This is a genomic window from Lentzea sp. NPDC060358 (assembly GCF_042725365.1).
Taxonomy (GTDB): Bacteria; Actinomycetota; Actinomycetes; order Mycobacteriales; family Pseudonocardiaceae; genus Lentzea.
The window spans coordinates 17,941-39,508 of sequence record NZ_JBHXCW010000051.1 but is presented as its reverse complement, the minus strand read 5'-3'; the positions used below and the strand labels follow the sequence as shown (position 1 = coordinate 39,508).

Annotated in this window: 22 protein-coding genes; 16 read left to right on the top strand and 6 right to left on the bottom strand. The window is 70.0% G+C overall.

Translation table 11 applies throughout. From position 1 onward, the window contains the following. Positions 1–213: 213 nt before the first annotated feature. The gene (locus tag ACFWGZ_RS14095; protein ID WP_382451890.1) at positions 214–1,029 is read right to left on the bottom strand and encodes a lytic murein transglycosylase; all 816 of its coding nucleotides are present in this window, start codon (positions 1,027–1,029) and stop codon (positions 214–216) included. Positions 1,030–1,158: 129 nt separating this feature from the next. On the opposite strand from ACFWGZ_RS14095, the gene efeU reads away from it, so the two are divergent. The 3 genes from efeU to efeB are packed head-to-tail and all read left to right on the top strand — an operon-like array spanning position 1,159 to position 4,363. Next, the gene (efeU, locus tag ACFWGZ_RS14090; protein ID WP_382451889.1) at positions 1,159–1,983 is read left to right on the top strand and encodes an iron uptake transporter permease EfeU; all 825 of its coding nucleotides are present in this window, start codon (positions 1,159–1,161) and stop codon (positions 1,981–1,983) included. A gap of 8 nt (positions 1,984–1,991) precedes the next feature. Further along, positions 1,992–3,119, top strand: coding sequence for an iron uptake system protein EfeO (gene efeO / locus ACFWGZ_RS14085; RefSeq protein ID WP_382451888.1), 1,128 nt, complete (start codon positions 1,992–1,994; stop codon positions 3,117–3,119). After that, entirely contained in the window at positions 3,116–4,363 is a 1,248-nt protein-coding gene (efeB, locus tag ACFWGZ_RS14080; RefSeq protein WP_382451887.1) for an iron uptake transporter deferrochelatase/peroxidase subunit, read from the top strand. Before efeO ends, efeB begins: the two co-directional genes overlap by 4 nt. A gap of 4 nt (positions 4,364–4,367) precedes the next feature. On the opposite strand, the gene ACFWGZ_RS14075 is transcribed toward efeB, so the two are convergent. From ACFWGZ_RS14075 to ACFWGZ_RS14060, 4 genes are all read right to left on the bottom strand, one after another. Beyond that, on the bottom strand, positions 4,368–5,576 hold the full coding sequence (locus ACFWGZ_RS14075; protein ID WP_382451886.1) for a hypothetical protein: 1,209 nt from the start codon (positions 5,574–5,576) through the stop codon (positions 4,368–4,370). A gap of 84 nt (positions 5,577–5,660) precedes the next feature. After that, positions 5,661–6,896: a hypothetical protein gene (locus ACFWGZ_RS14070; RefSeq protein WP_382451885.1), complete on the bottom strand. Its 1,236-nt coding sequence runs from the start codon at positions 6,894–6,896 to the stop codon at positions 5,661–5,663. 207 nt (positions 6,897–7,103) lie between these two features. Next, entirely contained in the window at positions 7,104–7,484 is a 381-nt protein-coding gene (locus tag ACFWGZ_RS14065) for a tetratricopeptide repeat protein (protein WP_330856267.1), read from the bottom strand. 93 nt (positions 7,485–7,577) lie between these two features. Further along, positions 7,578–8,720, bottom strand: coding sequence for a MalY/PatB family protein (locus tag ACFWGZ_RS14060; RefSeq protein WP_382451884.1), 1,143 nt, complete (start codon positions 8,718–8,720; stop codon positions 7,578–7,580). A 59-nt stretch (positions 8,721–8,779) separates the two neighbouring features. Between ACFWGZ_RS14060 and ACFWGZ_RS14055 the strand changes: the two genes are divergently transcribed. From ACFWGZ_RS14055 to ACFWGZ_RS14045, 3 genes are read left to right on the top strand one after another with little or no spacing between them, the layout of a single operon-like run. Beyond that, a complete protein-coding gene (locus tag ACFWGZ_RS14055; protein WP_382451883.1) occupies positions 8,780–9,298 on the top strand; it encodes a BTAD domain-containing putative transcriptional regulator in 519 nt (172 codons plus the stop codon). A gap of 57 nt (positions 9,299–9,355) precedes the next feature. Then, a complete protein-coding gene (locus tag ACFWGZ_RS14050) occupies positions 9,356–10,318 on the top strand; it encodes a hypothetical protein (RefSeq protein ID WP_382451882.1) in 963 nt (320 codons plus the stop codon). A gap of 50 nt (positions 10,319–10,368) precedes the next feature. Next, positions 10,369–11,109 (top strand): SDR family NAD(P)-dependent oxidoreductase, encoded by a 741-nt coding sequence (locus ACFWGZ_RS14045; protein ID WP_382451881.1) that lies wholly within the window; start codon positions 10,369–10,371, stop codon positions 11,107–11,109. Here the strand turns inward: ACFWGZ_RS14045 and ACFWGZ_RS14040 are convergent. After that, positions 11,094–11,795, bottom strand: coding sequence for an alpha/beta fold hydrolase (locus tag ACFWGZ_RS14040; RefSeq protein ID WP_382451880.1), 702 nt, complete (start codon positions 11,793–11,795; stop codon positions 11,094–11,096). The genes ACFWGZ_RS14045 and ACFWGZ_RS14040 overlap by 16 nt on opposite strands. Positions 11,796–11,811: 16 nt before the next feature. Here ACFWGZ_RS14040 and ACFWGZ_RS14035 point away from each other — a divergent pair, with 16 nt between their 5' ends. The 10 genes from ACFWGZ_RS14035 (at position 11,812) to ACFWGZ_RS13990 (ending at position 21,505) form a co-directional block, all read left to right on the top strand. Next, positions 11,812–13,032, top strand: coding sequence for a cytochrome P450 (locus ACFWGZ_RS14035; RefSeq protein WP_382451879.1), 1,221 nt, complete (start codon positions 11,812–11,814; stop codon positions 13,030–13,032). 34 nt (positions 13,033–13,066) lie between these two features. After that, positions 13,067–13,729 carry a hypothetical protein gene (locus ACFWGZ_RS14030; RefSeq protein ID WP_382451878.1) on the top strand — a complete coding sequence of 221 codons (663 nt, stop codon included), beginning with the start codon at positions 13,067–13,069 and terminating at the stop codon, positions 13,727–13,729. 163 nt (positions 13,730–13,892) lie between these two features. Next, positions 13,893–15,179: a phosphopyruvate hydratase gene (eno, locus tag ACFWGZ_RS14025; RefSeq protein ID WP_382451877.1), complete on the top strand. Its 1,287-nt coding sequence runs from the start codon at positions 13,893–13,895 to the stop codon at positions 15,177–15,179. A gap of 132 nt (positions 15,180–15,311) precedes the next feature. Further along, positions 15,312–15,677, top strand: coding sequence for a septum formation initiator family protein (locus tag ACFWGZ_RS14020; RefSeq protein ID WP_382451876.1), 366 nt, complete (start codon positions 15,312–15,314; stop codon positions 15,675–15,677). Continuing rightward, complete coding sequence (locus tag ACFWGZ_RS14015; protein WP_382451875.1) at positions 15,653–16,150, top strand: DUF501 domain-containing protein; 498 nt, start codon at positions 15,653–15,655, stop codon at positions 16,148–16,150. Before ACFWGZ_RS14020 ends, ACFWGZ_RS14015 begins: the two co-directional genes overlap by 25 nt. Positions 16,151–16,312: 162 nt before the next feature. Continuing rightward, the gene (locus tag ACFWGZ_RS14010) at positions 16,313–17,620 is read left to right on the top strand and encodes a lytic transglycosylase domain-containing protein (RefSeq protein WP_382451892.1); all 1,308 of its coding nucleotides are present in this window, start codon (positions 16,313–16,315) and stop codon (positions 17,618–17,620) included. A 103-nt stretch (positions 17,621–17,723) separates the two neighbouring features. Then, a complete protein-coding gene (locus tag ACFWGZ_RS14005; protein WP_382451874.1) occupies positions 17,724–18,557 on the top strand; it encodes a DUF5753 domain-containing protein in 834 nt (277 codons plus the stop codon). Between the two features lie 11 nt (positions 18,558–18,568). Then, the gene (locus tag ACFWGZ_RS14000) at positions 18,569–18,751 is read left to right on the top strand and encodes a DUF397 domain-containing protein (RefSeq protein WP_382451873.1); all 183 of its coding nucleotides are present in this window, start codon (positions 18,569–18,571) and stop codon (positions 18,749–18,751) included. Between the two features lie 10 nt (positions 18,752–18,761). Next, positions 18,762–19,703, top strand: coding sequence for an exopolyphosphatase (locus ACFWGZ_RS13995; RefSeq protein WP_382451872.1), 942 nt, complete (start codon positions 18,762–18,764; stop codon positions 19,701–19,703). Positions 19,704–19,879: 176 nt separating this feature from the next. Beyond that, positions 19,880–21,505, top strand: a complete 1,626-nt coding sequence (locus ACFWGZ_RS13990; protein ID WP_382451871.1) for an ABC transporter substrate-binding protein — start codon at positions 19,880–19,882, stop codon at positions 21,503–21,505. The last annotated feature ends 63 nt before the right edge of the window (positions 21,506–21,568 follow it).

The window sequence follows — 21,568 nt, the reverse complement described above, 5'->3', positions numbered from 1 at the left end:
GTCGGGTTGCGGTGGGGTGACGGGACCACCCCACCGGGCTCGCTCGCTCAAAGCCAAGAGCCAAAGCCAAGAGCCAAAGCCAAGAGCCAAAGCCAAGAGCCAAAGCCAAGAGCCAAAGCCAAGAGCCAAAGCCAAGACTGCTCGGCTTCGCCATCGCGCTGCGCCCGCGCCCCCTGCTGCCGCGACTGCGCTCGCGCCCCTGCTGCGCTCGCCCTACTGCGGCGTGCTCGCCCGTGCGTACGCGTCGGCCCCGCTGAACACGTTCTGGCCGTACTCCACCGAGTTGTTGTAGGTCAGCACCGCCGCCCACCAGCCCTGGCCCGTGCCCAGGTCCCTCGCGCCCGCCCCGCACAGGTAGCGGGCGGCGGTCAGGGCCGCGTCGTCGATGTTCTGCGGGTCTGCCGGTTGGCCGTCCGCCGCCGCCCGTTTCGCCCAGCGGTTCCAGGTGCCCGGGATGAACTGCATCGGGCCCACCGCCCTGTCCCAGGTCGTGTCGCCGTCCAAGCGGCCGCCGTCGGTGTCGTTGATGGCCTTCACCCCCGGGCTGCCGTCCAGGGGGATGCCGATGATCGGGCGGCTCGGGAGGCCGTTCTCCTGCAGCTTCGCGCCGTTGATGTTGCCGTGGTGCGACTCGATCCTGCCGATGCCCGCCAGGGTGGTCCACGAGATCCGGCAGGCCGGGGCTTCCTTCTGCATCGTCAGGTCCGCCGCGGCGTAGGCGTGCAGGGCCCGGACCGGGATGTCGGTCTTCGCGGCCACCCTCGTCGCCCACTCGGAGAGCGGGTTGGCGTCCTGGGTGGTGCCGGGGGCGGCGGCGTTGGTCGGGATCGCCTCTCCCGGGCTCACGTCCTGGATCGGGACGAGGAACGGGGGCGGGCCCAGCGGGGCCGCATCCCTGCGGTTCAGGGCGCCCAGGCCCCAGGCGCCCGCGGCCACCACGACGATCAGCAGCAGCACCAGGACGATGCGGCCGAAGACGTTGCCGGAGCTGGGTCGGGGGCGGGTGGGAGGTGAGGGCGACGGGACCACGAGACCCAGGCTACGTGCTCGGTTCAAGTCGCGAAGGTCGCGAGAGTGACGCAAACGGCACCGTTGGCGGCTGGACATTCAGGTGAGGCTTACCTTAAATAAGGCCGACCTAATTCACGGAGGCGCGGGATGCTGTTCGCCAATGGCTTGATCGGGCTGCGCGAGGGGCTCGAGGCTGCGCTCGTCGTCAGCATCTTGATCGCATTCCTCGTGAAGACCGATCGACGGTATGCGCTCAAATGGGTTTGGGCGGGTGTCGGTGCGGCCGTGGCGTTGTCCGTGGCGGCCGGTGCGGTGATCACGTTCAGTGCCGCCGGCATGTCGTTCGAGCAGCAGGAAGCGTTCGGCGGGACGATGTCGATCATCGCGGTCGCGTTCGTCACGGGAATGATCTTCTGGATGCGCCGGGCGGCCAAGACGATCGCCGCCGAGCTGCGCGGGAAAATGGACGAAGCTCTCGAAATCGGACCATTTGCCATCGTCTTCGTGTCCCTTTTGTCCGTTGGTCGGGAAGGGCTGGAGACGGCCGTCTTCTTCTATTCCAGCGTGCAGGCCGCCGGGGGCGGGACGACCGAGCCGTTGATCGGTTTTCTGGGCGGCATCGCGGTCGCCGTGGTGATCGCCGCACTGCTGTACCAGGGCGCGATTCGATTCGATCTTGGAAAGTTCTTCACCGTCACGGGTGTCCTGCTCGTGTTCGTGGCGGCGGGGGTGCTCAGCTACGGGATCCACGACCTGCAGGAGGCCGCGATCCTGCCGGGGCTGAACACGCTCGCGTTCGACATCAGCGACACCCTGCCGGAGGACTCCTGGTACGGGGCGCTGCTCAAGGGCTTCTTCAACTACTCGCAGCGCACGTCCGTGCTGCAGGCCGTCGCGTGGGTCGCCTACGTGGGGGTCGTTCTCTCCCTGTTCCTCATCCGGCCGCGCCGTCGCGCCGCCGTGTCCAACTGATCGATGGAGTGGCAACCGTGCGCAAAGCAGTGGTCATCCTGGGGTCGCTCGCGCTGCTGGCGGCGTGCGGCAACGGCGCGACGAGCGGTGACGCGAGCGGCGCCATCGCCGTCGAGGCCTCCGACGACGCGTGCAAGGTCGCCAAGACCGAGGCCGGTACGGGCAACGTGACGTTCGACGTGACCAACAAGGGCACGAAGGTCACCGAGTTCTACCTCTACGCCGAGGGCGACCGGATCCTCGGCGAGGTCGAGAACATCGGGCCGGGGCTCAGCCGCAAGCTGATCGTCGAGGTCACCGAGTCCGGCAAGTTCCAGACCGCGTGCAAGCCCGGCATGAAGGGCGACGGCATCCGCGGCGAGTTCACCGTCACCGGCGACAGCAAGAAGTCGACCGACGGCAACGCGCTGCTCGCCGACGCGACCAAGAGCTACCAGCGCTACGTCACCTCGCAGGCCGACCAGCTGCTCGTGAAGACCGAGGAGTTCGTCGGCGCCGTCAAGGCCAAGAAGGTCGACGACGCCAAGGCGCTCTTCCCCGTCTCGCGCACGTACTGGGAGCGCATCGAGCCCGTCGCGGAGAGCTTCGGCGACCTCGACCCCAAGATCGACGGCCGGGAGGACGTCATCGAGGAGGGCATGGCGTTCACCGGCTACCACCGCCTCGAGAAGGACCTGTGGGAGTCCGGGCTGCAGGCCGACTCCGACAAGATCGCCGACGACCTGCTGACCGACGTCAAGGAGATCGTGGCCAAGGCCAAGTCGGTCGAGCTGACGCCCGTGCAGCTCGCCAACGGCGCCAAGGAGCTGCTCGACGAGGTCGCCACCGGCAAGATCACCGGCGAGGAGGACCGCTACTCGCACACGGACCTCTGGGACTTCCGCGCGAACGTGGACGGCTCGCAGGCCGCCATCGCCGCGCTGCGCCCCGCCGTGGAGCAGAAGGACAAGGCGCTCGTGTCCACTCTGGACGCCAAGTTCAAGGCGCTCGACGAGGCGCTGGAGAAGCACCGCAGGGGCGACGGCTTCCAGCTCTACACCGAGCTGTCGCAGGACCAGGTCAAGGTGCTGGCCGAGGCCGTCGACGCGCTCGGCGAGCCGGTCAGCAAGGTCGCGGAAGTGGTGTCCGCCAAGTGACCGAGGTGTCGCGCCGCAGGCTGCTCGGGTTCACGGGCGCCGGTGTGGCGCTCGCGGGCGCGGGCGCCGCCGCCGGTGTGCTGGCCTCCGGTGCGGCGCCGGCGGTCGAGAACGTCGCCGCGGCCAAGGTGCCGTTCCGCGGCGACGTGCAGGCGGGCATCACCACGCCCGCGCAGGACCACATGCACTTCGTCGCGCTCGACGTGAAGACCGGGAGCCGCGACGAGCTGGTGGAACTGCTCAAGGAGTGGACGCTCGCCGCGGAACGGATGACGGCGGGCCAGGAGGCCGCGGAGAACGGCGCGGTCGGCGGCAACGCCGAGGCGCCGCCCAAGGACACCGGCGAGGCCCTCGACCTGCCCGCGTCCGCGCTGACCATCACGATCGGCTTCGGCCCGTCGCTCTTCGACGACCGGTTCGGGCTCGCCGCGAAACGGCCGGAACGGCTGATCGACCTGCCGCGCTTCCCGAAGGACGACCTCGACCCGGCGCGCAGCAACGGCGACCTCTGCATCCAGGCCTGCGCGAACGACCCGCAGGTCGCCGTGCACGCCGTGCGCAACCTGGTCCGCATCGGCTTCGGCAAGGTCGCGGTCCGCTGGTCGCAGCTCGGCTTCGGCCGCACGTCGTCGACCACGCGCGACCAGGCCACACCGCGCAACATGTTCGGGTTCAAGGACGGCACGCGCAACATCAAGGCCGAGGACACCGACCACCTCGAGAACCACGTGTGGGTCGCGGAGGAGGACGGGCCGGACTGGCTCGTCGGCGGCACGTACCTGGTGACGCGCCGCATCCGCATGCACATCGAGATCTGGGACCGCACGTCGCTGACCGAGCAGGAGCAGATCGTCGGCCGCACCAAGGGCGAGGGTGCGCCGCTGGGTCAGCAGAAGGAGTTCGACGAGCCCGACCTGCACGTGAAGGGCGCGGGCGGCGTGCCGCTGATCGGCGAGGTCGCGCACATCCGGCTCGCGTCGCCGGAGGCGTTGAACGGCGTCAGGATCCTGCGCCGCGGCTACAACTTCACCGACGGCTCGGACGGGCTCGGCCACCTCGACGCCGGCCTGTTCTTCGTGGCGTTCAACCGGGACACGCGCAAGCAGTTCGTGCCGATGCAGCAGGCGCTGTCCACGAAGGACGACATGATGGAGTACGTGGAGCACACCGGGTCCGGCCACTTCGCCGTGCCACCGGGCGTGAAACCCGGTGGCCACTGGGGCGACACCCTCTTCGGAACCTGAACGGTCAGGAGACCGTCATGACCCGGACGTCGTGGGCCGCCATCTGGTTCGTGATGTCCGGGAAGACGATCCGCTGCGAGCACTGGCGGCCGTTGCCCGCCGGGACGCCGCTGCACTGGCGGACGTCGGCGGAGTTGAGCGAGATCGCGGTCAGCGTGCCGCGGGCGACGAGCTTGTCACCGGGCTGCACGGAGAAGACCGGGCCGCCGCTGTCGCCGTTGCCGCCCGCGCTGAACCCGCCGCGGTGGGTCGCGTCGACCAGGCCGACCGCGCAGCCGAAGTCGGGGAAGCAGACGGTCACGCCGGTGGCGGTGGCCTGGATGTCGCAGATGGTGCCGGAGTACGCGCCGGAGTCGCACAGCCAGTCACCGGGCAGGGTGCTCGCGGCACCGACGACGTCGAGGCCGTACTGGTTGGCGCTGCCCGTGTCCAGCTCGGTCTGGACCGAGTCGCCGATCCAGACCCGCGGCTGCGCGTCCGGGACCACGATGGTCTCGCTGTCCGACTCCACCGACCGGGACTCGACCCAGCCGATCGGGTCGTCGCTGTTGTTGCTGTAGCCGCTGCCCAGCTGGCCGCAGTGCGCGGCGGTCAGGAGCTTGGGCGCGCCGGTGCTGTTGCTGGTCATCGCGAAACCGGAGCTGCACCCGCCCTGCGGGACGCCGTTGCGGTAGTTGGCGATGTACGCGCCGCCCTTGAAGGGCGGGGTGTCCGCGAGCCGGGACGCCACGAGCTCGAACCCGCCGGACCGCGTCTCCACGGCGACGGAGCTCCGCAGCGCGGACCTGGCCGACAGCCCCGCCTTCGGCGTGACCGCGAGGCCGCTGCCGTCGTGCTTGGCGGCGACGCTCTGGACGGCACCGGTCGCGACCAGGCGCGCGGCCTCGGCGTCCAGCTCGGCCCGCGAGTACTCGGCGCTGTGCACCTTCACGGTCAGGCCGCGCTGCTCGGCGACGGCGGCGGCCGCGCCGACCGCCGCGGGCGCCCGGCCCTTCCAGTAGACGTCGAGCGTCCTGCTGCCCGCGTCGACGTGGAACCCGCCGAACCCGCCGGTCCGGTCGATCCGGCCGGCGATCTCGTGCAGCTGGTCCTGGGTCGCCATCAGCGCCACGACCTCGGGGGAGATCGGTCCCCCGGACTGTGCGAGCGCCGGCGTGGCCGGCACCAGCAGCGCGGCCCCGACGGCGGCCAGCGCGGTGAGTCGTTTCCTCAACGTTTCCCCGAATCCTCGAGATGTGGAAGAACCGGCGACCCGTGAGTCCACAGAGGACTCGGGGTCGCCGGTTCCGTTCTTGCGTCAGCCGATCGTCTTGATCCGCACGTTGTGGTCGGCCAGCTGGGCCACGATGTCGGGGTAGATGATCCGCTGCGAGCACCGGCGGCCGTTGCCCGCCGGGACGCCGCTGCACTGGCGCAGGTCGGTCGCCGCGATCGAGATCGCGGTCAGCGTGCCGCGGGCGACCAGGCGGTCACCGGGCTGCTGCACGGAGAAGACCGGGCCGCCGCTGTCGCCGTTGCCGCCCGCGCTGTAGCCGCCCTGGTGCACGGCCTCGACCGAGTTGTTCACGCAGCCGAAGCCGGTCAGGCAGATGGTCAGGCCGGTCTGGGTGGCGCGGATCTCGCAGATCGTGCCGGAGAACGAGCCGGAGTCGCACAGCCAGTCGCCGGCGATCGTCGCGGACGAACCGATGACGTCGAGGCCGTACTGGTTGGCCCTGCCCGTGTCCAGCTCGGTCTGGATCGAGTCGCCGATCCACACGCGCGCCTGGCCGGTGGCGTTGACGATCTCGCTGTCCGAGGCGACCGAGCGGGTCTCGACCGCGCCGATGACGTCGCCCTCGCCGTTGCCGGTGGTGTAGTAGCTGCCGACCTCACCGCAGTGCGCCGCGGTCAGGAGCTTGTCCCTGCCCGTGGCGTTGCTGACCACCGCGAAGCCGGAGGTGCAGGAACCGTCGAAGACGCCGTTGAAGTAGTTCTCGATGTACGCGCCGCCCTTGTAGGGAGCGGAGTCGAAGAGGCGGGACGCGGCGAGCTCGACCTCACCGGACTCCACCTCGACGGCGACCGAGCTCTGCGGCGCGGACTTCGCGGAGAAGCCCGTCGCGGCCTGCTTCACCTTGAGCCCGCTGCCGTCGTACTTGGCGGCGACGCTCTGGACGGAACCGGTCTTGACCAGGCGCGCGGCCTCGGCGTTGAGCTCGGCCTGCGAGTACTTGGCGTCGTGCACCTTCACGGTCAGGCCCTGCGCCTTCGCGACCGCGGCAGCGGAGCTGACCTTGGCCGACGCCTTGCCCTTCCAGTAGACGTTGAGCGTCCCGCTGCCCGCGTCCACGTAGAAACCGCTGAAGCCGTTGCCTCTCTCCACCTTCTCGGCGATCTTGTGGAGTCTGTCCTGGGTCGCCATCAGCGCCTTGACCTCGGGCGTGAGCGCGGACGGACCGGTGTTGCCCTGCGCCAGTGACGGAGCCGCCGTCACCAGGAGCGCCGTGGTGGCGGTGATCGCCGCCAGCGTCGAGATCCTCATCATCTTCACTGCGCACTACCCCTCTGTCGCGGCCTTTGACGGCACACCGAAACGAGGGCAGCGCACACCGCGCTCACGGTTGGATCCCCCCAGATCCGGCAGCCGTCAGAACGCGGTCTGCGTCCCCCCGGTGGCCTCACAGAGAACTTAGTCGCTCACCCACCGTTGAACACGCGTCCATTCGGTGCAACGTGCGCGTATGTCCTTTGTGGACAGTCAGTTCCGGTCGCGTTCGACGGCCATGCGGGCGCGCACCTCGCCCAGGGCTTCCTGATACTCAGGAGAGGGGTTCATCGCGACGGCCATCCGCAGCTGGGCCAGCGCCTCCGGCAGCCGCGCCAGCCGCTGCAGCGTCTTGCCGAGCGCGAACCGCGCGTAGTGGTCGCTCGGGTCGAGGTCGAGCACCTTGCGGAACGCCTCCTCCGCCCGGTTGAGCTGAGCGGACCCGAGGTAGGCGCGACCGGCGAGCAGCTGCACCGACGGCGCATCGCCCGCCTCGTCCAGCACCTGCTTCAGCTCGCGCAGGGCGTCGAGAGGCCGGCGCTGTGCGAGCAACGCCTCCGCCTTCCTGAACGCCTCGAAGGTGCCGTCCGTCATTCGATCAACGGTACCCACCGATCGGCGGTTCTTCGACTGCCGTCCGGGCGACAGGACTCGAAGGAGTGGACGAACCGGTCACCGCGAGTCCAGTCAGGACTTCCCGGACGTTCCGGCGGAGGCGGTCCGCATCCGGCGCACCGCCTCCTCCAGGACCTCCGGGGTGGTGGCGAGGTTCATCCGCACGAAGCCCGCGCCACCGGTCCCGAACGGCAGGCCGGAGTTCAGCGCGACCCTGCCCCGCTCGAGGAACGCCTCGGCGGGGTCGTCGCCGAGGCCCAGCTCACGGCAGTCGAGCCAGGCGAGGTAGGTGCCCCCGCCCGGCGCGTACCGGATGCCGGGCAGGTGCTCGGCCAGCAGGCCGGCGAGCAGCCGCCGGTTCTCGTCGAGGCCCTCCAGCAGCGCGTCCAGCCACTCGACGCCGTCCCTGAGCGCCGCCGTGTGCGCGATGACCCCGAGGTGGCTGGCGCCGTGCCCGACCTCCTCCGGCAGCCGCGCGAGGTCGGCGGCCGACTCGGGCCCGGCGACGGCCAGCGCGGCCTTGAGCCCGGCGAGGTTCCAGGCCTTCGACGCGGACAGCAGCGACAGCCCGTCCCCGGCGACGCTGAGGTACGGCACGAAGTCGCCGCCGGTGATCGGCGCGTGGATCTCGTCGGCCACGACCCGGACCCCGTGCTCCCGCGCGAGCCGCGCGACCTGCTCCAGCTCGGCACGGGTGTGCACGGTGCCGGTCGGGTTCTGCGGGTTGCACAGCAGGTACGCCGCACCCCGGCCCGCTCGCACGAACGCCGCCTCCAGCGCGGCGGGGTCGATCCGCGCCGCCGCGTCCAGCGGGGCCTCGACGACCTGGCGGCCCAGCGACCGGGTGAACTGGTAGAAGGGCGGGTAGACGGGGCAGTTGACGACGACGGGCGCGTCCCGGTGCGAGACCAGCCGGAGCATCTCGACGACGCCCAGCATCACGTCCGGCACGACCGCCATCCGCTCCACGGCCGGGTGCCAGCCCCACCGCGTTCCCGCGAACCCGGCCAGCGCCTCGGCGTACCCGGTCCCGGCGGGATACCCGGTGTCGCCGATCGCCACGGCGTCGGTGATGGCCCGCGCGACCGGTTCGGCGAGCGGCACGTCCATCTCGGCCACCCACACCGGCAGCACGTCGTCGGGGTGGTGGCGCCACTTCACGCTGGTGCGGCGGCGCAGCTGGTCCAGGGTCAGTTCGCGCAACGGGTTCCCCACACCGCCAAGCTAGGCGCGAGACGGGAAGTCGGGAACGCCCGCGGGCGTTGTGCCGGTGCATGAGCCTGCGCTTCTCGCTGATGGGTCCGGTACGAGCCTGGCGCGACGACGACGAGGTCGACCTGGGGCCGCGCCAGCAACGGGCGGTGCTGGCGGCGCTGCTGCTCAACAACGGCATCCGGTTGAGCAACGACCAGCTGGTCGGCATGGTCTGGGACGACCCGACGCCGAGCGCGGTGACGGCGCTGCGGACGCACACCTACAAGATCCGCAAGGCGCTCCCCGAGCTGGACCTGAGGTCGAGGGACGGCGGCTACACGCTCCGGGCGGAGCTCGTCGACGACTGCACGGGCGAACCCCTGGAAGGGCTGCGGGGCAGCTACTTCGAGGCGCAACGCGTGCGGCTCGCCGAACAGCGGCTCAAGCTCCGCGAGGAGTGGCTCGAACGCGAGCTGGACATCATCGAGCTGCAGAAGCACGTGCGGGCGCACCCGTTGCGCGAACGGCCGCGCGCACTGCTGATGCACGCGCTGTTCCGCGAGGGCCGGCAGGCCGAGGCGCTCGACCACTTCCACTAGGCCCGCGCGCTGCTCACCGAGGAGCTCGGCCTCGAACCGGGACCGGAGCTGCGCGAGGTGCACGCGCAGATCCTCCGGGGCCACCTGCACCTGCCGCGCAGGCCCGCACAGCTGCCGCCGGACGTCGTCGACTTCACCGGCCGCGCGCGGGAGATCGCGCGGGCGCTGCAGGCCCTGCCCGGCACGGTCGGCATCACCGGCATGCACGGCAGCGGCAAGACCGCGCTGGCCACCCGGATCGGCCACCTCGCCGCGCACCGGTTCCCCGACGGGCAGATCGTCGTGCGCGGCCACGACGTCGCGGGCGAGCTGCTGCGCGCGGTCGGCGTCGAGAACGCCACGGGCGACAAAGCCGCGCTGTGGCGGGAGAAGGCGCGCGGCAAGCGGTTCCTCGTGGTCGTCGACGACCTGCCGTCGCCCGAGTCGGTGCGCGACCTGCACACACTCGGCTCGGCTGTGCTCTTCACGAGCGTGCGGCGGTGGAACGAGCTGCCGGGCGTGACGTGGCTGAAGATCGCCGGGCTCGCGGTGCCCGAGGCGCGCGAGTTCCTCCGCAAGGTCCTCGACCCCGCCCGGATCGCGGCCGAGCAGGAGGCGGCGGCCGAGGTGCTCGCGCAGGTGTCGCACCTGCCGAACCCGATCCGGGTGCTCGGCGGCAAGCTCAGCGCCCGCCCGACGTGGACCGTCGCGATGCTGCTGAAGCAGATGGACCGCGAGCTGGTGCTGGGCGAAGCGGTTCCGTCGGACTGCCGGGCGGTGCTCGCGCCGCTCATCAAGGCCGACGAGCAGCTGACCGAGGAGCAGCGGCACCTGCTCACGTGCTTCGCCCGGCAGAAGGCCGACGTGATCGACGTGGCCGAGGCCGTTCGGCTGAGCGGCGGCGGGATCGGCCGGATCGACACCCTGCTGGAGTCGCTCGCCGACGTCCACCTCCTCGAGCCCCTGGAGTTCGGCCGCTACCGGATGCCGCGGTTCGTGCAGATGTTCTTCGGCCTGCGCACCCTGGCCCCCAGCAGCTGATTCATCCGGAATTCACGGCCGGACCACGCGGCTTCGGCACGGTCGTGGACATGTCGACCAAGACCCTCGCGAACCAGAAGGCACTCGTCACCGGAGCCACGTCGGGCATCGGCCGCGCGATCGCGGTCAAGCTCGCCGAGGCGGGTGCCACCGTCTACCTGACCGGCCGCCGCGCCGAGCTCGGCAAGGAGACCGTCGAGCTCGTCGAGCAGGCCGGTGGCACCGGCCACTTCCTCGTCTCGGACGTCGCGAGCCTCGACGACGTCCGCGCCCTCGCCGCGGAGGTCGGCGAGGTGGACGTCCTCGTCAACAACGCGGGCATCTTCCCGTTCTCGCCGACCACCGAGCAGTCGCTGGAGACCTACGAGCAGGTCTTCGACGTGAACGTGCGCGGCGTCTACTTCCTCACCGCCGCCCTTGCCCCGGCGATGCTCGCGAAGGGGAAGGGCTCGATCGTCAACGTCTCGTCGATCGGCGCGGACGTCGGCAACCCGATCACCAGCGTCTACAGCGCCTCGAAGGCGGCGCTGGACGCCCTGACCCGGTCGTGGGCCGTGGAGTTCGGACCGCGGGGGGTGCGGGTGAACTCCGTGGCGCCCGGCCCGATCCGCACCGAGGCCGCCGTCACGCAGGCGGGCGAGGTCTTCGACAAGATCAGCGAGACCGTGCCGCTGCACCGGGTGGGCGAACCGGAGGAGATCGCGGACGTCGTGCTGTTCCTCGCGTCCGGCCAGTCGAGCTTCGTCAACGGCGTGGTGCTCGCGGCCGACGGCGGCTACCTCGCGAGCTGAGCCAGCAGGGTGTGCAGCGACGAGGGCGACTCGACGTGGACGTTGTGGCCGGCGCCGGGGAACGTGACCGGATCCGGCACCAGCTCCTCCAGGTGCTCCCGGGGGCACATCGGGTCGTTCTCGCCCGCGGCCAGCACGACCTCCGCCTTCGACGCCATGATCAGCCCCGGCAGGTCCGGCCTGCCGACGCCGAAGGCCCGCACGTCCAGCGACGGCGCCCAGCCGCCGTCCACTTCGGACACACCGTGCCAGATCGGCACGCCGGCCATCCGGGAGGCGCGGTCGACGGCCTCCGCCTCGAGGTCGAACACCTTGGCCGGCCGCGCCGCGAACGCCGCCGCCTTCTCGAGCTCCTCGTCGGTCCACCGGACCTTGATCCCGACCCCGACGCACGTCGTCACGTCGACCCCGAACCAGCCGCTCGCGAGCGCCAAGCCGACCACGCCGCCCAGCGAGTGCCCGACGACCGTGACGGGCTCGCGCGGGACCACCTCCGCCACGGCCGCGGCGAACGAGCCGAACGAGTAGCGGTCGATCCGGCCGCTGCGCCCGTGACCGGGCAGGTCGGGCACGAGCCAGCTCCCGGACCACCCCGCGACGACGTCCTCCCACACCTCGCCGGTGGCGCCCAGCCCGTGCAGCAGCACCAGCAACGGCCCGTTCCCACCACGTTCGACATGAAGCACGTCAGAATCCCGTTCTATGCGGACCGATGCCGAGCTGATCGCCGACCCGGACACGTATACCTCGGGTGTCCCGCACGACGCATTGACCCGGTTGCGTGAAAAGGACGTCGTGCGCGTCGGCGACTTCTGGGCGGTCCTCCGGTACGACGACGTCCGGACGGTGCTGCGGTCGCCCGGCGTGTTCTCGTCCCACCGCGGCGCCACCCAGATCCGCGACCCGGAACCCGCCGACCTCGCCTACGTCCAGCGCATGATGCTGAACCAGGACCCGCCCGAGCACACCCGCCTGCGCCGCATGCTCACCCAGGCCTTCACCCCGCGCGCCGTGGCCCGGCTGGAGGCCGGCATCCGGTCGCACGCACGGGAGATCGTCTCCGCGCTGTCGGGTGACTTCGCGGCCGACGTCGCCGACCTGCCGCTGCTGACCCTGGCCGACGTCTTCGGCGTGCCGCGCCAGGACCGCGCGTTGCTCTACGACTGGAGCAACCGCGTGATCGGCTTCCAGGACGAGGAGTACGCGCTGTCGTCCAGCTCGACGGACGGCATGACCGACATGGCACTGCGGGCGCTGGAGCTCCGCCCGGACGACGGCCGCGACCCGCGCGCTCGGGGCGGCATGCCCGATCTGTACGCCTACGCGCACGCTCTCGGGGCTCACAAGCGCGAGCACCCGTCGGACGACGTGCTGAGCAACCTCATGCGGGAGGACGTCTCGCTGGAGGAGTTCGAGACCCTGTTCTGGCTGTTCTCGGTGGCGGGCAACGAGACCCTGCGCAACGGCATCCCCGGCGGTCTGATCGCCCTGCTGGAACACCCGGACCAGTACGCACGGCTGCGGGCGGACCGGTCGCTGCTGCCCACCGCCGTCGAGGAGATGCTGCGCTGGTGGACGCCGGTCATGCACTTCCGGCGCACGGCCGTGCGGGACACGACGCTGTCCGGGGTGCCGATCGCGGCCGGGGACAAGGTCGTCGTCTGGTTCTCCTCGGCCAACCGGGACGAGCGGGTCTTCACCGACCCGGACCGGTTCGACGTCGGCCGGCGCGAGGCCGACCACCTGAGCTTCGGGCACGGGCCGCACTTCTGCCTCGGGGCGCAGCTGGCGCGGACGCAGATGCGGGCGGTGTTCGAGGCGGTGCTGGACCTGCCGGGTGTGCTGGAGCCGGACGGGGAGGTGGTCCGGCTGCGGTCGAACTTCCAGAACGGCGTGAAACACCTGCCGGTGCGGCTAATCTGAGCACCTTTCGGTTTTGCTCCGTGGGGGAGAGTTCATGCGTCTCGTCATCGCCGCGTCCGTGATCGCTGTGGCGGCCTGTTCGCCGACGCCGCCCGAGCCCGCGCCGTCCCCGCCGCCGACCTCGACCGCATCGACACCGGACCTGGTCAAGGCGATGGACGCGAAGGTGAAGTCGGCCCTGATGCCGATCGAGGAGCTCGGCATCCCGGCCGAGCACGTGACCGACGAGCCCAAGTGGGACGCCGAGCTCGCCATCTCCGACGGCAAGCTCAGCGCTGTGTGCCTGGGTGCACGTGTCGACGTCGGTGTCTCCACCTCGCGCAAGCGCATCTGGTACGCGACCACCTACGTCGAGGAGCAGGTGTTCGGTCTGGTCGGGGTCAGTGCGAAGCACGTCCTCGACACGGTGCGCGCCAAGGCCCGGTCGTGCCAGACCTACAACGGCGCGAACGGTGAGCCGCCCCGCGAGGTCGTCGCGGACGTCGACATCCCGGAGTGGGAGGGCGTCGACGACACCTACGCGCTCTGCGAGGACGTCCCCGAGGTGGCGGAGGGCGAGTGGCGCTGCGAGGCCTTCGTCGCGCGCGGCGACCTGATCGCCAAGGTGGTCGTCGGGGATGCCGGTGAGACGAAGACGAGATCGAGCCTGACCGACGTCGTGCAGTACGCCGTGCCGTACCTGGTGAAGGCGGGCTGACGCGGGTCTGGGCACCGCCCGGGTCGTCTGGCACGATTCAGACGACCGGCCCCGGCCCTCCACCGCGATCCACGCGCGATCCGCAGGTGTCGAGCCCCGCCCGGTCACCTGGCCCAAGTAGGCTCGTCACGACGACGAGACGCAGGAGAAACAGGGAGCGCAAGTGGCGGTCATCGAGCAGGTCGGAGCACGCGAGATCCTGGACTCTCGCGGCAACCCCACCGTCGAGGTCGAGGTGGCGCTGGACGACGGCACGCTGGAGCGCGCGGCTGTTCCGTCGGGCGCGTCCACCGGTGAGCACGAGGCGGTGGAGCTGCGGGACGGCGACGCCAAGCGGTACCTGGGCAAGGGTGTCGAGCGCGCGGTCACCGCGGTGCTCGACGAGATCGGCCCCGAGCTGGTCGGCATCGAGGCCGTCGAGCAGCGGGTCGTCGACCAGAAGCTCGTCGACCTGGACGGCACGCCGGACAAGGGCCGCCTGGGCGCCAACGCCATCCTCGGCGTGAGCCTCGCGGTCGCGAAGGCGGCGGCGACCTCCAGCGGCCTGGAGCTGTTCCGCTACATCGGCGGACCGAACGCGCACGTGCTGCCGGTGCCGATGCTGAACATCCTCAACGGTGGCTCGCACGCCGACACCGACGTGGACATCCAGGAGTTCATGATCGCGCCGATCGGCGCGGAGACGTTCCGCGAGGGCCTGCGCTGGGGCACCGAGGTCTACCACGCGCTGAAGTCCGTGCTGAAGAGCAAGGGCCTCGCGACGGGCCTGGGCGACGAGGGCGGTTTCGCGCCGAACCTCGGCAGCAACCGCGACGCGCTCGACCTGATCCTCGAGGCCATCGAGAAGGCCGGTTACCGGCCGGGCCGCGACGTCGCGCTCGCGCTCGACGTGGCCGCCACGGAGTTCTTCTCCGACGGCGCCTACTCGTTCGAGAACACCAAGCGGTCGGCCGAGCAGATGATCGGCTACTACTCCGAGCTGGTCCGCGACTACCCGATGGTCTCCATCGAGGACCCGCTGTCCGAGGACGACTGGGACGGCTGGGTGCAGCTGACCGCCGAGCTGGGCGAGAAGGTCCAGATCGTCGGCGACGACCTGTTCGTCACGAACCCGGAGCGCCTGGAGGAGGGCATCTCCCGCCGCGCCGCCAACGCGCTGCTGGTGAAGGTCAACCAGATCGGCACGCTGTCCGAGACGCTCGACGCGGTCTCGCTGGCCACGTCCTACGGCTACAAGTCGATGATGTCGCACCGCTCGGGCGAGACCGAGGACACGACCATCGCCGACCTCGCCGTCGCGGTCGGCGCCGGCCAGATCAAGACCGGTGCGCCCGCCCGCGGTGAGCGCACCGCGAAGTACAACCAGCTCCTGCGCATCGAGGAGAGCCTCGGCGACGCGGCGCGCTACGCGGGCGAGCTCGCGTTCCCGCGCTACACGCCGGAGGGCTGATCCATGGCCGAGCGCGCGCGTCGTCCCCGCCGTCCCCGTGCAGAGCGGGAGGCGCGGCCCGCGCGCGCTCGGAAGCCACCGCGCCCGAAGGCGCCGTCGCGTCGCAGCGACGGCACGGGTGGCGCGTTCGGCATGACGGGAACGCGGCGGGCCGCGATGTTCGCGATGGTGCTGTGCGCACTGGCGCTGAGCATCGCGGTCCCGCTGCGGACCTACCTCTCGCAGCGCGACGAGCTCCGTGACGTGGGGGCCGAGCAGCAGAAGCTGCGCGAGACGGTCGCCGCGCTGGAGCAGCGCAAGGCGCAGCTGCAGGACCCCGGCCACGTGGAGATCGAGGCGCGCAAGCGGTTGCACTGGGTGCGACCGGGCGAGACGCCGTACATCGTGCAACTGCCGGGTGACGAAGGTCGCAACACCGAATCGGAGAGGCCGTCGGGCAAGCCCGCGGCACAAGGGTCTTGGTACGAGGAACTGTGGGAATCGGTGACGCACAAGTAAGTGCTGCTGACCTGGAAACGGTCGCCCAGCAGCTCGGCCGCACGCCGCGCGGGACACGTGCGATCGCGTCGCGGTGCCCCGGCGGGCACCCGAACGTCGTGCAGACGGCGCCGCGGCTGCCCGACGGGACGCCGTTCCCGACGCTGTACTACCTGACCTGCCCGAAGCTGAACTCGCTGGTCAGCACGCTCGAGGGCGGCGGGCTCATGAAGGAGCAGCAGGAGCGCCTGGCGACCGACGAGGACCTGGCGGCGGCGTACCTGCGCGCGCACGAGGCGTACCTCGCCGAACGCGACGCCATCGAGTCGCTGGGCACCCAGGTCACCGCGGGCGGCATGCCGAGCAGGGTCAAGTGCCTCCACGTGCACGTCGCGCACGCCCTCGCGAAGGGCCCCGGGGTCAACCCCATGGGCGACGAGGCCCTGACGCTCCTGCGGGCGCAGGGGCTCTGGCCGGCGGGGGACTGCGCGTAACGGCGAGTTAACAGTCAACGGAACCGAACACACGCTTCACTCCGTCTTGGGTACACCTGGTCCCGATAGTCGGGCAGGGTGGAACGGGTCGGAACGGGGGCGTCCGCCGTAACTGCGAGACGGCGCGCCGCGATGACGCACGAGAGGTGAGTATTCGTGGCAATGGCCAAACTGCGCGGTCCCGCGGCGCTGTCCCCGAAGCACAAGGGGTTCGCCGTTGCCGCGCTGGCTGCGATGCTCGCGCCGTCGCTGGTGGTCGGCACCAAGCTCGTCGACTGGGTCAACCTCTCGAAGCACAACGACATCGCTGTCACGCTCGGCCCGGCCGACGTCTTCACCGCGCTGCGGCGCGACCCGTCGGAGCTGGGCGCGTCCGGCCGCCTGCCGCTGTCGGAGGAGCTGAGCGCCGCGCTGCTCGCCGACCTCGAGGACGGCGAGCTCGACGACGGCCTCGACAACGAGCCCGGCCTCGTCGACGACTTCCCCGGCGACTACGGCATCCCCGGCGTCGTGCTGGAGGCCTACCTCCGCGCGGAGGACAAGATGGCCCAGCTCGTGCCGGGCTGCAACCTCGACTGGGCGCTGCTCGCCGGCATCGGCAAGGTCGAGTCGAACCACGCCAACAACGGCCGCGTGAACGCCGTCGGCGACGCCACCCCCAAGATCCTCGGCCCGGTCCTCAACGGCGCTCCCGGCATGGCCGCGATCCGCGACACCGACGGCGGCCGCCTCGACGGCGACACCGCCTGGGACCGCGCGGTCGGCCCGATGCAGTTCATCCCCGCCACCTGGGCGAGCTTCGGCGGCGACGGCAACGACGACGGCGCGGTCAACCCGAACAACGTCTACGACGCCGCCCTGGGCGCCGGCCGCTACCTGTGCGCGGGCGGCGGCGACCTGACGAAGCAGAGCGACCGCGCCGCGGCCGTGTTCCGCTACAACCAGTCGACGACCTACGTCCAGACGGTCCTCAAGTGGGCCAAGCAGTACAGCGACAACGTCGACTCGCTGCCGCCGCTCACCGACGACGGCAACAACCAGCAGAACCCGACCCCGGGCAACCCCGGCACCCCGCCCACCGGCACCGACCCGGGCACCCCGAGCTCGTCGAACCCGCCGTCGTCCACCACGACGACGACCCCGCCGTCCTCGTCGGAGCCGAACTGCCCGACGCCGACCTCGACCACGACGTCCACCACCACCTCGACGTCGTCGAACCCGCCCTCGTCGACCCCGTCGACCTCGTGCCCGCCGTCCTCGACGCCGCCGTCGTCCTCGTCGACCACCACCACGACGACCACGACCACCACGACCACCGCGTCGAACCCGCCCGCGTCCGAGCAGTCGTCCAGCGCAGTCCCGTCGTCGACCCAGCAGTCGTCGCAGCAGCCGTCTTCGCAGCAGCAGTCTTCGTCGGCGAACAGCGCGGTCGAGCCCACCACCAGCCCGGTAACGACCACGCCCAGCTAGCCCGGCGTGTCGCGGTGGAACGCCTCCAAGCCGTCGCCCGTTCGGGGCGATTCGGTCAGAAACGTTGGAGCGGAGGGGATTCCGTCTCCTAGCGTGCTCTCCCATGCCGAAGCGCAACTCGAGCGTGGTGGGCCGGGAGTTCGGCAATGGCGTGCGCGGCGCCATCGAGCAGAGCGGCATGACCCAGCGCAGACTCGCCCAACTGCTGGACTGGCAGGAGGCCAAGGTCTCCGACCTCGTGCAGGGCAAGGGAGGCGTCACGGAGTTCGACGTCGTGCGCCTGCTGTCCTACTGCCGCGCCCCGCACACCGACGTCGAGCAGATGCTCACCCTGTACCGCGAGTCCCGGGAGAAGTGCTGGCTCCTGTTCCCGGAGGACGGCGTCCCGGACCAGCTGCGCAGCCTCATCGACCAGGAGAGGCTCGCCAGCAAGATCTACGTCTGGACGATGAACCTCGTTCCGGGCCTGCTCCAGATCGCCGGCTACATCCGCGAGGTGGCCGAGAAGTCGACCAGGAAGCTCACACCTGCTGACATCGACGCCTTGGTCAGGGCGAAGCTCGACCGCCAGGCGGTCCTGAGCTACGAGCGGGAGTTCGTCTTCTACGTGCACGAGCAGGCGCTCCGACTGCCCGTCGGCGGCCCTGTCGTCATGAGGACGCAGTTGGAGCACATCCTGATGATGTTGCTGCGCAGGTACATCACCTTCCGGGTCGTCCCGACCGCCATCGGGGCGCACGCAGGGCTGGCGAGCAACTTCACCCTGCTGGTCTACGAGACGTTCGAACCGGTCGTCTACGTCGAGAACCTGAACACCGGCCTGTTCCTGGAGGACAAGGCCACCCTGGACATGTACGTCGCCACGTTGAAGGGGCTGGATCGGGACGCCCTGGACCCGGAACAATCGAGGAGGTTGATCACCAGCATGCTCGCCTGAGGAGGCGCTCGATGTCGGCTTGGCGCAAGAGCAGCTACAGCGCATCCGGGAGCGAGTGCGTCGAGGTCGGGCACGGCATCGGCATTCGCGACAGCAAGGCGCCCGCCACCCACCTGCCGGTGTCGGGGGAGGCGTGGGGCGCGTTCCTCACTGCGGTGTGCGCGATGCTTGCCGAAGAACATCGGACCCACTGAGGAGCGTCACATGTCGCGCGTTGCGGCCATCGACTGCGGGACCAACTCGATCAGGCTGCTGGTGGCCGACGTCACCAGGCGCGACGACGGCACGGCCTGGCTGCGGGACGTGCACCGCGAGATGAAGATCGTCCGGCTCGGGCAGGGCGTGGACGCGACCGGGCGGTTGCACCCCGACGCGATCCAGCGCACGAAGGAAGCCCTCCAGGACTACGCGCGCACGATGCAACGCAAGGGCGTCGAGGCGGCACGGATGGTGGCGACCAGTGCCACGCGGGACGCGAGCAACCGGGACGAGTTCTTCGGCATGACCGAGGCGGTCCTCGGCGCGCCCGCGGAGGTGATCACCGGCGACGAGGAGGCGCGGCTGAGCTACCTCGGCGCGGTGGCCGATCTCGACCCGGACGAGGGACCCTTCCTCGTCACCGATCTGGGTGGTGGTTCCACCGAGTTCGTCCTCGGCGGCGGCACCGAGGTCGAGGCCGCGCGGTCCATGGACATCGGCTGCGTGCGGCTGACCGAGCGCTTCATCAAGTCCGACCCGCCCGCCCCGGACGAAATCGCACAGGCGGAAGCGTTTGCGCGCGAAGCGGTGAAAGAAGCGTTCGAAGTCGTCCCGGTCGAGAAGATGAAGACGTGGATTGGCGTCGCCGGCACGGTCACCACATTGTCAGCCCTGGTCCAGGGGTTGGAGGTGTACAACAGCGACGATATTCACCTCAGCCGCATCACACTTGACAATGTTCGCGAAATCACCGACCGTATCCTCTCCATGACGCATGATGATCGTGCCTCGCTGGGACCCATGCACCCCGGTCGAGTGGACGTGATCTGCGGTGGAGCGGTGGTCTTGCGCGTGATTGCCGACGAGCTGGAGAATCGCGCAGGTATTCGCACGCTCGTGTGCAGCGAGCACGACATCCTCGACGGCATCGCGTTTTCGCTGGTCTAACCGCGAATTAAGGTCTTCTTGAGGTGATCGTGACGAGTTTGTGACCGCTTTCGGTGCGCGTACCACTGGACGCCCCGGTTAACGTCCTCTCACGTTTTGGGAGGTGGACGAGACCTCCCGGGGAGGCGCGCGCACGCAATATCTGCGGCGGCGCCGGGGAAAGGCGGGAGAGACTGATGTCGCGATCACGGGTTGCGTGGGTGGCTCTGCCAGCCGCGCTCGCCATGACGCTCAGCGCATGCGGCGGCGGCGGTGGCGGGAGCAACAACGCCGCCGATGGCAAGGACAACCCGGACGGCACGGTGTCGATCTACGGCACCGAGCCCAAGAGCACGTTGTTCCCGGCGAACACGACCGAGGCGGGCGGTGGCAAGGTCACCGACTCCCTGTTCTCGCGTCTGGTCGGGTACAAGACCGAGGACGGCGCCCCCTACAACTTGATGGCCGAGTCGATCACCTCGAGTGACGCCAAGGTCTACGACATCAAGCTCAAGCAGGGCTGGAAGTTCCACGACGGCACCGAGGTCAAGGCGAAGAACTTCGTCGACGCCTGGAACTGGGCCGCGTACGCGCCGAACGCTCAGCAGGCGGCATCGTTCTTCGCCCCGATCGCGGGCTTCGAGGACGTCCACCCGGCCGACGAGAACGCCAAGCCGGCCAAGGACAAGATGTCCGGTCTCGAGCTCGTGGGCGACTACGAGTTCAAGGTCACCCTCAACGGTCCGACCTCGGTCTTCACCACGATGATCGGCTACACGCCGTTCTCGCCGATGGCCGACTCGTTCTTCGCGGACCCGAAGGCCGCCGAGGCCAAGCCGATCGGCAACGGCCCGCTCAAGTTCGTCTCCCGCACGCCGAACGCGCTGATCAAGATGGAGCGCTTCGACGACTACAAGGGCGAGGACAAGGTCCACTTCAAGACCTTGGACTACAAGATCTACTCCTCCCAGGAGACCGCGTACCAGGACCTGGTCGCCGGCAAGCTGGACTTCATGGAGGCCCTGCCCCCGTCGGCCAAGGTCGGCGAGAAGTACAAGGCCGACCTGGGTGACGCGGTCGTGACCGCGAACCTGCTCGGCCAGAGCGCGATCGCGTTCCCGCAGTACCTCCCGCAGTTCCAGAACGTGAAGCTGCGCCAGGCCGTCTCGATGGCCATCAACCGGGAGCAGATCACGAAGACCGTGCTGGCCGGCTCGTACGTGCCGTCCACCAGCTTCGTCTCGCCCGGCATCAAGGGCTACCGCGCCGACACCTGTGGTGAGTACTGCAAGTACAACCCGGAGAAGGCCAAGGAGCTGTTCAAGGAGTCGGGCTTCACCGGCAAGCTGACCATCCAGTCCAACCAGGACGGTGGCCGCAAGGAGCCGCTCGAGGCGGCGTGCAACAGCATCAAGCAGACGCTGGGCGTGGACTGCGAGTTCGTCGGTGCCACCAACTTCGGTGCGTTCCGCCAGATCGTCGACGGCAAGCAGCTGACCGGCATGAGCCGTTCGGACTGGTCGGCCGACTACCCGTCGATCGAGAACTTCCTGAACCCGCTGTACCGCACGGGTGGGTCGTCCAACGACTCGAACTACTCGAAGCCCGAGGTCGACGACCTCCTCAAGAAGGCCGACCAGACGGCCAACGAGGACGAGGCGATCAAGCTGTACCAGCAGGCGGAGGACATCATCGCCAAGGACCTGCCCTCCATGCCGACCTGGAACGAGAAGGGCATCGGCGGTCGTTCGAAGAACCTCCTCGACGCCAAGATGTCGTTCAAGCGTCAGGGCGCACTGGAGTCGTTCCGCGTCAAGGCCTGATTCCGAACACCTGAGTTCCGAGTGATCCGTCCGGCCCCGCGTCCGTCGAACACCACGGGCGCG